At 49.5% G+C, this 11,907-nt stretch carries 10 protein-coding genes; 5 read left to right on the top strand and 5 right to left on the bottom strand.

All coding sequences use genetic code 11. The features are described 5' to 3' along the window. Positions 1–442: 442 nt before the first annotated feature. Complete coding sequence (locus G006_RS0116855; protein WP_020484395.1) at positions 443–2,173, bottom strand: multicopper oxidase domain-containing protein; 1,731 nt, start codon at positions 2,171–2,173, stop codon at positions 443–445. A 255-nt stretch (positions 2,174–2,428) separates the two neighbouring features. Here G006_RS0116855 and G006_RS0116860 point away from each other — a divergent pair, with 255 nt between their 5' ends. Next, a complete protein-coding gene (locus G006_RS0116860; protein ID WP_020484396.1) occupies positions 2,429–4,129 on the top strand; it encodes a glycoside hydrolase family 17 protein in 1,701 nt (566 codons plus the stop codon). 237 nt (positions 4,130–4,366) lie between these two features. Next, positions 4,367–5,053 (top strand): hypothetical protein, encoded by a 687-nt coding sequence (locus G006_RS0116865; RefSeq protein ID WP_026602470.1) that lies wholly within the window; start codon positions 4,367–4,369, stop codon positions 5,051–5,053. A gap of 126 nt (positions 5,054–5,179) precedes the next feature. Here G006_RS0116865 and G006_RS0116870 read toward each other — a convergent pair whose 3' ends face one another. From G006_RS0116870 to G006_RS0116885, 4 genes are all read right to left on the bottom strand, one after another. Next, on the bottom strand, positions 5,180–6,490 hold the full coding sequence (locus G006_RS0116870; RefSeq protein WP_020484398.1) for a GGDEF domain-containing protein: 1,311 nt from the start codon (positions 6,488–6,490) through the stop codon (positions 5,180–5,182). 15 nt (positions 6,491–6,505) lie between these two features. Further along, positions 6,506–8,032, bottom strand: a complete 1,527-nt coding sequence (locus G006_RS0116875; protein WP_020484399.1) for a diguanylate cyclase — start codon at positions 8,030–8,032, stop codon at positions 6,506–6,508. 125 nt (positions 8,033–8,157) lie between these two features. Continuing rightward, positions 8,158–8,763 carry a thiol:disulfide interchange protein DsbA/DsbL gene (locus tag G006_RS0116880; RefSeq protein WP_020484400.1) on the bottom strand — a complete coding sequence of 202 codons (606 nt, stop codon included), beginning with the start codon at positions 8,761–8,763 and terminating at the stop codon, positions 8,158–8,160. Between the two features lie 360 nt (positions 8,764–9,123). Further along, the gene (locus G006_RS0116885) at positions 9,124–9,807 is read right to left on the bottom strand and encodes a c-type cytochrome (RefSeq protein WP_020484401.1); all 684 of its coding nucleotides are present in this window, start codon (positions 9,805–9,807) and stop codon (positions 9,124–9,126) included. 110 nt (positions 9,808–9,917) lie between these two features. On the opposite strand from G006_RS0116885, the gene yihA reads away from it, so the two are divergent. The 3 genes from yihA (at position 9,918) to G006_RS0116900 (ending at position 11,819) form a co-directional block, all read left to right on the top strand. After that, positions 9,918–10,538: a ribosome biogenesis GTP-binding protein YihA/YsxC gene (yihA, locus tag G006_RS0116890; protein ID WP_020484402.1), complete on the top strand. Its 621-nt coding sequence runs from the start codon at positions 9,918–9,920 to the stop codon at positions 10,536–10,538. Between the two features lie 499 nt (positions 10,539–11,037). After that, a complete protein-coding gene (locus tag G006_RS0116895) occupies positions 11,038–11,424 on the top strand; it encodes a hypothetical protein (protein ID WP_020484403.1) in 387 nt (128 codons plus the stop codon). Continuing rightward, a complete protein-coding gene (locus G006_RS0116900) occupies positions 11,424–11,819 on the top strand; it encodes a glycine zipper family protein (protein ID WP_020484404.1) in 396 nt (131 codons plus the stop codon). Before G006_RS0116895 ends, G006_RS0116900 begins: the two co-directional genes overlap by 1 nt. The last annotated feature ends 88 nt before the right edge of the window (positions 11,820–11,907 follow it).

Here is an 11,907-nt window from a genome sequence, read left to right on the forward strand (position 1 = left end):
ATATCCGAGCGCCTACTTGCGGAACATGGCGCCAACCAATGGCCGACAATGTCCCCTTAACATCAATGGCTGAGCATTCTAACACCCAAATCCCGATTGTGATTGTCCGGCATATTGCCTGATTGTTGACTGGATTGCCGAGTTGTTTGCCGCGGGGAAAAGAGGCGCGATCAAACCGATATCAAAAAGTTGATTGTCTCGGGCAAATGACAGGAAGCGGGAGATGTGCCAAATGAGAGCAACGGCAGTAGGTCGCCAATTTTTGCCGGATTTTAGGGCGCAGGATGGTGAACAATTCGACATGATCATAACAATACAGCCTTGTTTTGTATCACCGTCACAGCTTAAGACATCATGCGGCTTTTATGTAGGCCGATAGCAAAACGCCGCTGCCGGGCTTTAGCTCGGCAGCGGCGCTGGTTTGACGCGAAGCAGTGACAGACTACTTTTTAAACATCGCCATGATCCGCTGGCGATTGGCAAAGCCGACATAACTCAAGCCACCCAATATCAAGCCATACAGCAATTGTCCGATAAAAGACGGCTGATTTCCTGCTGCTTCCGCTTTCGCTGCGGCGTCGCCCGTATTCAACGGGGGAGGCGGTGGAGGGACAAAAGCCACTTGTTTTTTATTGCTGATTTCCGGCAAACCTAAACTTTTCCAGGCATCGTAATCCTGCCAGGCCGGATATTTACCTTGCCAGAATTCTCTGGTGAAGTAAGGCGCTAAGCTCATGCCATGGACTTTCGGGATGCCTTTCTCATCGGAAAAGCCTTTGTATACCACCAAACTGATGTCGCCGCCCTCGCCGATACCGTTAGTAGTGAAGGATTTCTCGACGTGGTCGTGAAACATCCAAACGCCTTGGCCGAAGCTGTTCAAACCGTCATCGACCCCGCTCAATTCCAGATCGATACGCTGAGCCGGCACCATGCCGTGCACGTCGCGTTTAATATAAGAGGATGGACCGTTATCGACGCCGTCGTAATGGGTCACCATCGGCTTGTGACCGTGCACGTGCAGCGCAAATGCTTCTTCATGACCGTTCAACACCCGCAATTTGACCTTTTTGTTTTCTTCCATCAGGATCAGCGATTCCCTTAAGGTATAAGGAAATGAGCGACCATTCAGCATGAAATAATCGGGGGTAGCATCAGTAATGTCATATTCCTGATTCATCCGCCGGGCAACGATCCGCGGATCATTAGCGGAACGCACCATTTCATGCAATTCCTTATCAACCGATTGATAGTGTAGATCGAACTCGGCCGCATATTTTTCTTTGACCGCTACCGACGGATGGCGAACCTGTCCATTACCGACATTGAAAACCTGCACCCAGTTATTGGGGCGATTTTCCTCGACCACAAACATACCTTGCAAACCCATCGGAATATGGGTGTGTGGCTGTACATGGCAATGATAATACATGGTGCCGGGTTGGCGCGGCTTGATCACATAAGTTTTGCTTTGGCCGGGCAAAACATCCATCTGCCCGGTTTGACCGACACCATCGTTACCTTCACCACTATGATCCATGTACGGATGATCCACACCATGCAAGTGGATTGAGTGCGGAAAGTAATGGCTGTTTTCCAGAACCAACCAAACAATATCGCCTTGTTCGACCCGTATCGTCGGTGACGGCGCGCGCAATAAAGGGTTCGCCACCGGCTCGTACAAGCTCAAGGTAGACATATCGCGAGTTTTCGGCGCGTAGACCCAGAAAGTCGGTTGGATGCCGGGGGCAACGTCAAAAGTGGTGGTGGGATCTTTCATGTCTGGCGAATGGCCGTTCAGTTCGGCAATTTCCAGCTTAATAATATAGTGGTCGGGGTCGCCGTCGCCGTCCATATCTTCGCCGAGCGTGATGGCATCAGCGGCGAGTTGTGTCTCCATTAGGGTAGACATTGAAATGTTATTGGTGCCTTTAACAAAAGCAGCGATTTCAGCAGGATTATCGGGGTTACACATCCGTGATTCTTGTATTTCGACTCCGTCGATCACTTGCGCATCACGCCACTTGGCATCGGTAAATTCGGAACAAACTTCCTCTGCCGCACCCATCTTGACGCTATTGGTCGCCGGTAGTTTGTCTACCGCCGCCATAGCCCATTGCGACGCCGGAAGCAGGATGGCGCCACACAGAATGGGGATAACCTTTTTATGCATACAAAACCTCATAAAACAGACGAATTGACGGAAGCCTTAAAAAGGTTTCCGAATATCAGAAAAGCCAGATACTGTAACCAGAACCCATGGGTAAAGTACAGTAATTATTTAATAAACTCGCGACAATCCTGACCGTTATTACACAGCTACCAAACGATGTAATTCGGGAAGGCGGCTAATGCCTTATAATTCCATGACGAGCGATTATTGCCAGTCAATCCGCGACATTTTTGCAACAGACCACTCAGCCAGATTATGCCCAGCATCAGAGTATTGCTTTGTTTGATTTTCATTTTTTTAGTTCACGGCAGTTTCGCCTGGTTGAACAATCAGCCGCAAGATGCTGGTACGGACGTACCCTCCGGCAAGTTGATGAGCCTGTCGTTTGCGCCGTTCCGGGAGGGCTTTAGTCCGCTGGAGGAAAAATTCCCGTTGCCGGAGCATATCGATGAAGACTTGCGCCTGCTGGCCGACAAAACCGAAAGCATCCGCACTTACTCCAGTCTTGGCGGCCAACAACCCACCCCGGGGTTAGCCCGCAAACACGGATTGAAAATGATCCAGGGCGCCTGGCTTGGTTACGGTTACAAAGACAACAGTAATGAAGTCAATGCGTTGATCAAATCGGCTAATGAAAACCCCGACGTCGTGAAACGAGTGATCGTCGGCAACGAAGTGCTGTTGCGTGGTGATATGGATGTCGACCGACTGATCGGTTATATCCGCGAGGTGAAGAAAGCGGTCAAGCAACCTGTGTCTTATGCGGATGTTTGGTCGATGTATATGAAGTACCCCAAATTAATTAACGAAGTGGACTTCATCACCATCCACATTCTGCCGTATTGGGAAGACGAGCCGATTTCAGTGGAAAATGCCTCGCAACATTTGGAAAAAATCGTCAAGCAAGTGGAAGACGAAGCCCGTGGCGTAGCTCCAGGTAAACCTATATTGATAGGCGAGTCCGGCTGGCCCAGCGCCGGCAGGCAGCGCGGCATGGCCATTCCCGGCGTCGTCAACGAGGCCAAATTCATTCGCGGCATGATCCAGGTCGCCAATCGCCACGGTTTCGATTACAACATCGTCGAAGCCTTTAACCAACCCTGGAAAAGCGAATTGGAAGGCGTGGTTGGGGCCAACTGGGGCTTATTCTCGGCGGACCGCGAACCGGTATTCCCGTTGACCGGCCCGGTGAACGAAACGCCCAATTGGCTGATCCGCTTTGCCGTCGCCACGCTGATCTGGTTGCTGGCTATCGTGAAGTATGCCAAAAAGCTGGAGCAGGTCTCGCTGATCCGTATGTTAGCGTTTTTCACCCTGGCGCAAGTCTTTAGTGTTTGCCTGGTGACATTGGCCGACTTTCTCTGGTACACCAGTTACAGCACCTGGCAAAGGCTTTATGCCATAGCGCTGGTAATCGCGAATACAATTCTCGGCGCGCTACTGCTTGAGCGTGGTAGCGATATTTTGATTGATAAATCAGGCTGCATTAAGTTGGCCAATAGCTTGAGAGCCGGTTATTTAATCTTTATATTGCTAGCGCTTTATAAAACCTACGGACTGGCTATGAATGGCCGTTATTTGAGCTTTCCGATCGAACAATTCACCGTTCCGGCTTTTGGGGTAATCGGTTTGATTGCTTGTTTATGGCTAAGTGAGCGCAAATTCAATGGTCGAGTTTTGGCGTTTGACAGCCTAATTGGCGGGAGTTTGCAAAGCCGCCGTGACCGGTTCTTTGCTTATTTACTGAGTTTTGGCGCTATCGCACTGATACTGGGCGAAGCCAAAGCCTTTCTGGATGGTCGTGATTTCATTCAAGCCCATCCGGGCTTATCTGAGGGCCTTCCCGTTGCGTTGAGCTATACCCTGTATAACCAACAACTCCTTGGCTGGCTGGCTTGCCTGCTTATCCTATCCTTGCCGTTCTGGACTAACAATCCTAGTAAGCAGGACGCTTAAGTTTTCCGTTAACGGGTATTACGCCGTAATACCCGTTTTTTTCCGAACAAATCGCATCCAATATCGAGTGACAGTTTGCCGCGCGTCAATTTGTCACATTTTCAAAACACACATCCGCCATTAAACTGTATGCAACTCTTATGTATGCGCTCCCTCTCCTAAAGGGTAAAGAGTTTTAATATCCTTCCTCAATGCGGCCTCTGGGCCGCATCTTTTTTCTGGATGAGGTTGCTGTCTATGGAACGAAACTACTACTCGACTACGTCAACTTTCGTGCATCCTAACGAACTAAATTGGCGCACAGCTTTTCATGAAGCCGGACATGCTGCGGCTATCCATCTTGGCAATCGCCAAAAACAATTACCTCCGGTATTTTTCGAAATACATGTCAAACGGCCAGTTAACGCTTACGACGATTTTTTTGCGAAAGTCGTAGACGGCAACTTAATCCAAAACTTGCCGATTGCCGTCGTGGAAAGCTTTAACGACTTATCTGACGACAATCAGCAGCACGCCTGCCAACGCGCTTACGAAGCGGATGTAGTCAACTTATTGGTTGGGCCGTTGGCGGAAGCAAAATACGTGTCCATTCGCGACGACGAAGTTTTTAATATTAATCTAATAAGTTTCAATGCTTTACATAACTACGGCGGCTACAGTGATTTGGAAAAGGCGCTCAGCTACCTGGATCACTTTATCGCGTCAAAAACCCAGCGCGAAGAGAAAATGCAGGAATTGTTGCTCCAGGCTTATCGCTTTATCGACAATCGCCGCCATTGGAAATGTATCCTTAATTTAGCCCACTATATCCTGGACAGTCAGCAGGAAATCATCTCCTGCGATGAGGCAATCGGCATATTTGATCGCTGCCTGACTGCCAATACACCGTTCAGATCGGTTCGTTACCCATTTCTGTTTGGCTGAAAGTAAGCGAACAAATTGTTCAGGTGTGGGGAGCGATTTTGTAGGGGCGGCGCTAAAAAACTAACTTTTCGCGCTAGATAGTCTGAGAGTCTAAACGAACCGCCAAAAAGTGGGCGTCAGTAAAGACTATGGCTCGAACACCGTACAGCGATTACGCCCGCCTTGTTTGGACTGATAGAGCGCTTGGTCGGCCCGCACGAACACATCGTCATGCATGTCGCCCTCTTTAAACTCACTGATACCGCAACTCAGGGTTAGATTGACATTTTCGCCGTTAGAATTAAATCCGCAGCTCTGAATCATCTTGCGGGTGTTTTCCGCCATTTCCAGCGCCTGAAACGCATTAGTATTCGGCATCAGCATCACAAACTCTTCGCCGCCGTAGCGAGCCACGAAGTCTGTTTCCCGACAGTTATTCAGTAATAATTGCGCAACCAAAGCCAGGGTTTTATCGCCGGACTTGTGGCCGTAGGTATCATTGATTTGCTTGAAAAAATCAATATCCCAAATGATCAGCGCTAGCGGCGCTTTATAACGCTTCCAACGCTTCAATTCCATTTCCGCGCGATTGTTGTATGCCAAACGATTCGGCAAGCCGGTCAAGGAGTCGTTTAGGGCTTTGTCGTGCTCTATCTTGAGTTTAACGCGCAGGGTCTCGGTCTCGGTTTCCAACTCCTGCAATTTTTGCGTCATTAACTCAATTTTTTCTTGCGCATCCCGCTGCCTTTCATCTTCTATTTGTTTATGCTCAAGTAACCGCTCCAATAACCGATCAAGATGCTCGGCTGTCTGGTTCTTTAACATATCAAGTTCATCGGCAGCTTGTGTTGAGTCCTTTAGACTGCCCACTTGCCTATGAATTTCTGTATTCATAATCTCGCGATCATCAATCAATGCTCGATTAGCTTGCCCAGCTGTTTCTACGTCTTGTCCGAGCTCGTCCAGCTTCTCGCTCAAATCGCCTAGAAACACATCGATGCCTTTCTGCTCGGATGCGCTGTAATCTTTGATATTCAGCAGCAAGGTAATCGCCGAGTCGATGACTTTCTTATACGAATCCTCACTGAGATTAGCCCTGACCCGTTGCTTTAACAGCGAGGTCTGTTGCTGAAAACGCAAGGGAACCTCGGCATCGCTGAGCAGTTCATCCAAACGCTCCAGCAAATAGTTGTTTTGCAACGCAGGAGCATCGTCTTCCCCCGCGCTAACATCCTGCTTGGCTTGCTTGGAAATGTGTAATAAAGTTTTAGATACAGCTTGCAATTCGGACAGCAGTTCATGGGAGTTCGCACCGCTCCGCAGTTTGGCGCCTATCGCAAGCAGATGCGGCTCCAGCAACTTGTGGCTGCCTTGGCAAAAAATCAACAGCTGGATGACCAGCTTGTATAAAAACTTTTCGTTATCGAGCGGAGCGGAATAGGGGGTAGCAGTCGCCATGTCTATCCGACTTGGTTACACGACAACACAGCGGTTACGGCCGGTTTGTTTGGCGCGGTACAAGCCTGAATCGGCTCTGTTGAAAATCGATTCATTATTATCTCCATCGATAAACTGGCTAATTCCGCACGATAAGGTAATAGACACTTTGTTGCCATTCGCATTGAAACTACTTTTTTCCACGGTTTTTCGAAGTTTTTCCGCGATCACTAAGGCGGATTTGGCATCGGCGCCGGGCAATATCATCACAAACTCCTCGCCGCCGAAACGCGCCACAAAATCGGTTTCCCGGCAGTGTTTGAATAATAATTCGGCGATAACAATGAGGGCCTTATCCCCGCACTTATGCCCGTAAGTGTCGTTGATGTTCTTGAACAAATCCACATCCCAAACCATCAGCGTCATCGGCAATTTATGCCGTCGGCAACGCGCCATCTCATCCGCCAAACGATCCTCGAATGCCAAACGGTTCGGCAGATTAGTCAACGGATCGCGGGTTGCGCGATGTTGAGCAAGATCCAGTTTCGAGCGCAAATCAGAAGACTCGGACTCCATTTCCCGCAGCCTTTGCGACAAGATCTGCATTTCGCGCTGGGCCTTATCCCGTTCCTGTTGTTCCTGAAGATTGTGCGCTTGAATTTGTTGCGTGATAGTGGTTAATCGACTGCTGACAATTTGTTTCAGCGGTTCAAGCTGCGTCGCGTTCTCCGACTTTTCGCGTAGCTCCATGATTTGCTCGGATACGGCCTGATCCAGCAGATTACGCTTCTTAACTCTTATTTCGTTTGCGGCGTTAACGCCGGTCGCTTTTACACCTAACTCGGTTAATTGCTCGGTCAATTTCGACAAAAATGCCGCCATCTCCTGCTGTTCCGATTCCAAATGTTTTTTTACCGCCAACAGCAACGCAACCGTATCGTCAAAAATAGGCCCTAAGGCTTGATCAGCATGCAGCCGGTTTTTGATCTTTTCGGCATCTTCGGCAAACACCAACGGAATTTCAGCATTGTCCAACAAGCGGACCAGTTGAATATTGATAGCTTTAGCATCTGCCCCGGTCAGTTCCAAGGCCAAGTCAATGTTGGCAGGCGGCTTGTTGTCTTCTATAAGCTCCAACAGGGCCAGATAAAAGGCCTGATTGTTACTGAAGAGGCGGTTTTCGTATTTTTCGCGAATCTCATCGAGCTGATCCAAGTGTCGGGGATATTGCTTGCCAAGAAACTCGAACAGCAAGGAAGCGTCCATGAGGGTAGGCTCAGGCGATTCTTCCAGCATTATCAGCGCGTTGGAAAATGCCGATAGCTCTTTCTGCAATTGCTGACTTTGCAGGCCGCTTTTTAATAAATTGCGAATACGGTTTAAGTGAGGGTCGAGTTGCCGGTTCAGGCCTTTAACGGCCAGCGCAAAACGGACGATGGTTTTGCACAACAACTCTTCGTTGGCTTTGTATTGTTTTTCAGTGTGTTCCTGGTCGTCCAACAGCTTGAGGTATTTTTCCTTCCACCTGTCCGGACCCTCATCCTTGTTTTTAAAAAAAACCATGAAACGTGCCCTAATTCTGAAATTCTTAGTCGCTTGATTATAGACTATCGTTGAATTTGTGAAGAATATCCTACAATCAACATTCGCCTCTCACGTCCTTGTGCGGCAATTCGTTATTTGGCCGTTTATTTTTTCTGACTTTCTTGCGCTATCAATTGATTAACAACGGTCAACATATTGGCTTGGGATTTGGCCGACTGCGCAGTGACTTTGTATTTACCGTTGACGATCAACGCAGGTACACCGCTAATACCATAACGCGGACCGGTAGACTCGGCCTGACGCAATTTGGCATCGACTAAAAATGAGTTAAAAGCACTACGAAACTCCTCGTCCTTAACCCCATGATCGGCAAAAAACTTAGCCAGTTCCTCTTCGCTGACTAATTTTTGCTTCTTGTTTTGAATCGCATCGAACAGATCGGCATGGACTTTATCCAAAACACCCAACGCTTCGGCAGTAAAATAAGCCTTGGCATGCTTGCCCCACAGATCGCTGAATACCGCCGGTTGACGGATAAACTCAACATTGGCCGGCTTGGTTTTCAGCCATTCCACCATGGCCGGCTCCAGGCTATAGCAATGCGGACAACCGTACCAAAAAAACTCGATCACTTCGATCTTGTCCGGATTTTGTACCGGCTGCGCCGGCGTTACGGCTTCGTAACCCCCCTCAGCATTTACCAGCGAAGAAAAGCTCAACAGTCCCAATAATGCGATTATTTTTAACATCAACGTTCTCCGTAATAATGTATATCCCGATAAAAAAACCATGTTCACACTCAAATGTGTAAACAATTTGACAACAAACCGAGCGCAACCATCAAGCCATTCACTTGTCATATCCGCGCGTCGTCAAGCTCTCATGCGTTCACGCAAACGACAATCCTGCAATCTATCGTTAATAAGCCCCTGCGAGACTGACCTTACCTAATTTTCTAGGGGAGGCTAGTACGCTCCAGCTGCCAGAGATAAGGGGTTTCAGTGCGAGGAAGGTAGATTGCGACATGCATGAGGAAGAGAGTTTAATCCTTGTGAATTAAGGACTGGATCAAATCCGGCAGAGCAGCGGCTCCGCCGGACAACGAATGCTTATTTCATCGTGGAGATGTAGTAAGCAACCGCTTTAATATCCTCGTCAGTCATTTTAGTGGCGATCATGTGCATCATGTTTTCCCGATTATTGCTGCGCGCGCCGGTTTTGAAATCAGTCAGACTTTTAATCAGATAATCAGCATGCTGAGAATGCAAGGACGGGAACGAGGCCGGCTTATTGCCTTCCGCATAAGGGCCGTGGCATGCCACGCACGCCGATACTTCGCGGCTGATATTACCGTTACGGTATAAATCGCTACCTTGCGTAATTAAGGCGTCCAGCGCGGCTTTTTCTTGCTCGGGTGTTTTAGCAGGCGCATCGTCGTCATCACTCGGCGGCAGTTTCGGCGCCGGATTGGTGGAAATTTTGTTGCCGGCATAATAACTGGCAAGTTCCTGAATTGTCTGATCATCAAGGCCCGCCGCCAATGGTGCCATCATCGGTGCCAAGCGCGCGCCACTCTTGAACGCTTGTAATTGTTTAACCAAATAAGTTTGGTGCTGTCCCGCCAATTTCGGAAACGCCGGCATCGTGCTGTTACCGTCTTCGCCATGGCAGCCCGCGCAACTGGCGGCTTTGGTTTTTCCGGCGCTGGCGTTGGCATTACCTTGCGCGTTTACATGGCCGGCGGCGGTTGCCAACAACAAAGAGATGGAAACAGTCAGCAATTTTTTTATCATTATGGGCCCCTGCTCAGGAAGGTTGATCGACATTAAGCAAGCTGATGTCAGCTGCCAGACGTTATAATGCCCGGATTCTAACCGATTTATAAACACTAAGCGAGACTGTGATGAATCCCATCTACCACCAGGCCAAGTTCATCAACAGCGCCCCCAAACTGAAGGACGCACCGCCCGACCAAGGCATGGAGATCGCTTTCGCCGGCCGTTCCAACGCCGGTAAATCCAGCGCGATCAATACCCTCGTACAACAAAACGCGCTGGCACGCGTCAGTAAAACCCCCGGGCGCACGCAATTGCTGAATTTTTTTGAAATCGACGCTAAGCGCAAACTGGTCGATCTACCCGGTTACGGTTACGCCAAAGTCCCGGAAGCCATCAAAAAAGACTGGCGGCAAATGATGGAAAGCTACTTGCACGACCGCCAAGCTCTGTGCGGCATCGTCCAGGTTATGGACATCCGTCACCCGCTCACCGACTTCGACTGGCAAATGGTCGAGTGGTGCGAGCACCGTAAACTGCCCTTGCACATCCTGTTGACCAAGTCCGACAAACTGAAATTCGGCGCGGCCAAGACGACTTTACTACAGGTGCAACGGGATTTGAGTCAGGCGGATATTGTGGTGACTTTGCAGTTGTTTTCGGCTTTGAACAAAGTCGGGATTGACGATGTGCACCAGGTTTTGGATGAGTGGTTTGGATTCCGGAAGATGGTGGTTTCAGAGGATTAGGCTTCGCTGTTCTAACGAGAAACCCAATATCTCCTTTCAAATACCAAATATCTTCTTGCTGAAGCGACAGGAGATTGAGAACAGCGGCTCTGAAACCGCCTGAACGACCAGCAAACCTTTCAACTTCGAATGCATGCTAAAAAGAACAGATCTAACTGTTTTGCGCCCAGCGCGACTGCATGCTGATATGGCCTTCCGGTTAATTGCGAATCATGGCATCGAGGGCAGTCAATAATATGTCCGGGTTGTTACTGATTTCCTTGCTTAGCTGATTGTTAACCAAGCCCTAAAATTTCCTGGTACTGTCATTCCCGCGGAAGCGGGAATCCACCGTGACAACTGGGCTCCCGCCTACGAGGGAGCGACAATATTTGCGGGCCGGTTTAATAGTCGGCGCGGCGATATTCTTAATCCGATCATAATCTGCCCTTAATTCTGTTTTAAGCCAGCCTCCCTAGAATTTGCCGCAACTGAATAATTTCCCAACAAGGAGTCGTATATGTTCAGAATGACAAATATCATGTTGATCGGTTTGTTGTTTTCGTCAATGGCTTTGGCCGATGACGATTGGGGCGAGCATCGCCATCATCGGCACCACCATCATCATGGGCACGGCTACGGCCGCGAGTATTATCCGGCTTACCCGGTGGAGCGCGTGTACGTGCCCGAGCGAGTAGTAGAATACGTGCCCATGCAACAGCGCTATTACGCGCCACCGCCACCCCCGCCCGTCAGATATGGTGGTTACGACCAGCGTTCTCCGCAGGGCTTGGTTGGCGGTTTGGTGGGCAGTGCGATGGGTTATGAAATGGGTCGGGGCGACCCATTGGCGGCCGGTATTGGTGCTGCGGCCGGTTCGTGGATTGGCAATGGTATGAATAGATAATGAAGAAGCTCACAGTCTGTTCAGTCACTGCTGCTTGTCTGTTGTTATCGGCTTGCGCTTCGCAAACCGGTTGGACGCCAACCGTCGACACTTACAATAACCAAAACTCTTATCGCTTGAATCAGGATATGCATGAGTGCCAGCAATTGGCGTCGCAAGCGTCCGGGGGCACCGCGAAGGAAACGGCAATAGGCGCCGGCGTTGGCGGTCTGATTGGCGCGGCCGGTGGCGCCGCTTTGGGTGCTGTGCTCGGCAGCCCTGGAAAAGGTGCGGCTATCGGTGCGGCTGCCGGCGGTATCGGCGGAGCATCCAAACAAGGTATTCAATCCGAAGACCGCTATAAAAATGCCTATAACAACTGCCTACGCCAACGTGGCCATCGGGTAGTTAACTGAGCAATCCGTCAAGTCAAACCAGCTCGGCAATCTCTTCTGAATTTTTCAAGTCAATCCATTGAAGACTGCTTGTTTGAGCAGTCTTCCT

This window comes from Methylomonas sp. MK1, from assembly GCF_000365425.1.
In the GTDB taxonomy this organism is placed as follows: Bacteria; Pseudomonadota; Gammaproteobacteria; order Methylococcales; family Methylomonadaceae; genus Methylomonas.

Bases quoted from the DNA above. Each gene is read 5' to 3' on its own strand.
- G006_RS0116895 (WP_020484403.1), top strand. From the start codon at position 11,038: ATGTTCAGAATGACAAATATCATGTTGATCGGTTTGTTGTTTTCGTCA.
- G006_RS0116870 (WP_020484398.1), bottom strand. From the start codon at position 6,490: ATGGCGACTGCTACCCCCTATTCCGCTCCGCTCGATAACGAAAAGTTT.
- G006_RS0116885 (WP_020484401.1), bottom strand. From the start codon at position 9,807: ATGATAAAAAAATTGCTGACTGTTTCCATCTCTTTGTTGTTGGCAACC.
- G006_RS0116860 (WP_020484396.1), top strand. From the start codon at position 2,429: ATGCCCAGCATCAGAGTATTGCTTTGTTTGATTTTCATTTTTTTAGTT.
- G006_RS0116880 (WP_020484400.1), bottom strand. From the start codon at position 8,763: ATGTTAAAAATAATCGCATTATTGGGACTGTTGAGCTTTTCTTCGCTG.
- yihA (WP_020484402.1), top strand. From the start codon at position 9,918: ATGAATCCCATCTACCACCAGGCCAAGTTCATCAACAGCGCCCCCAAA.
- G006_RS0116875 (WP_020484399.1), bottom strand. From the start codon at position 8,032: ATGGTTTTTTTTAAAAACAAGGATGAGGGTCCGGACAGGTGGAAGGAA.
- G006_RS0116900 (WP_020484404.1), top strand. From the start codon at position 11,424: ATGAAGAAGCTCACAGTCTGTTCAGTCACTGCTGCTTGTCTGTTGTTA.
- G006_RS0116865 (WP_026602470.1), top strand. From the start codon at position 4,367: ATGGAACGAAACTACTACTCGACTACGTCAACTTTCGTGCATCCTAAC.
- G006_RS0116855 (WP_020484395.1), bottom strand. From the start codon at position 2,173: ATGCATAAAAAGGTTATCCCCATTCTGTGTGGCGCCATCCTGCTTCCG.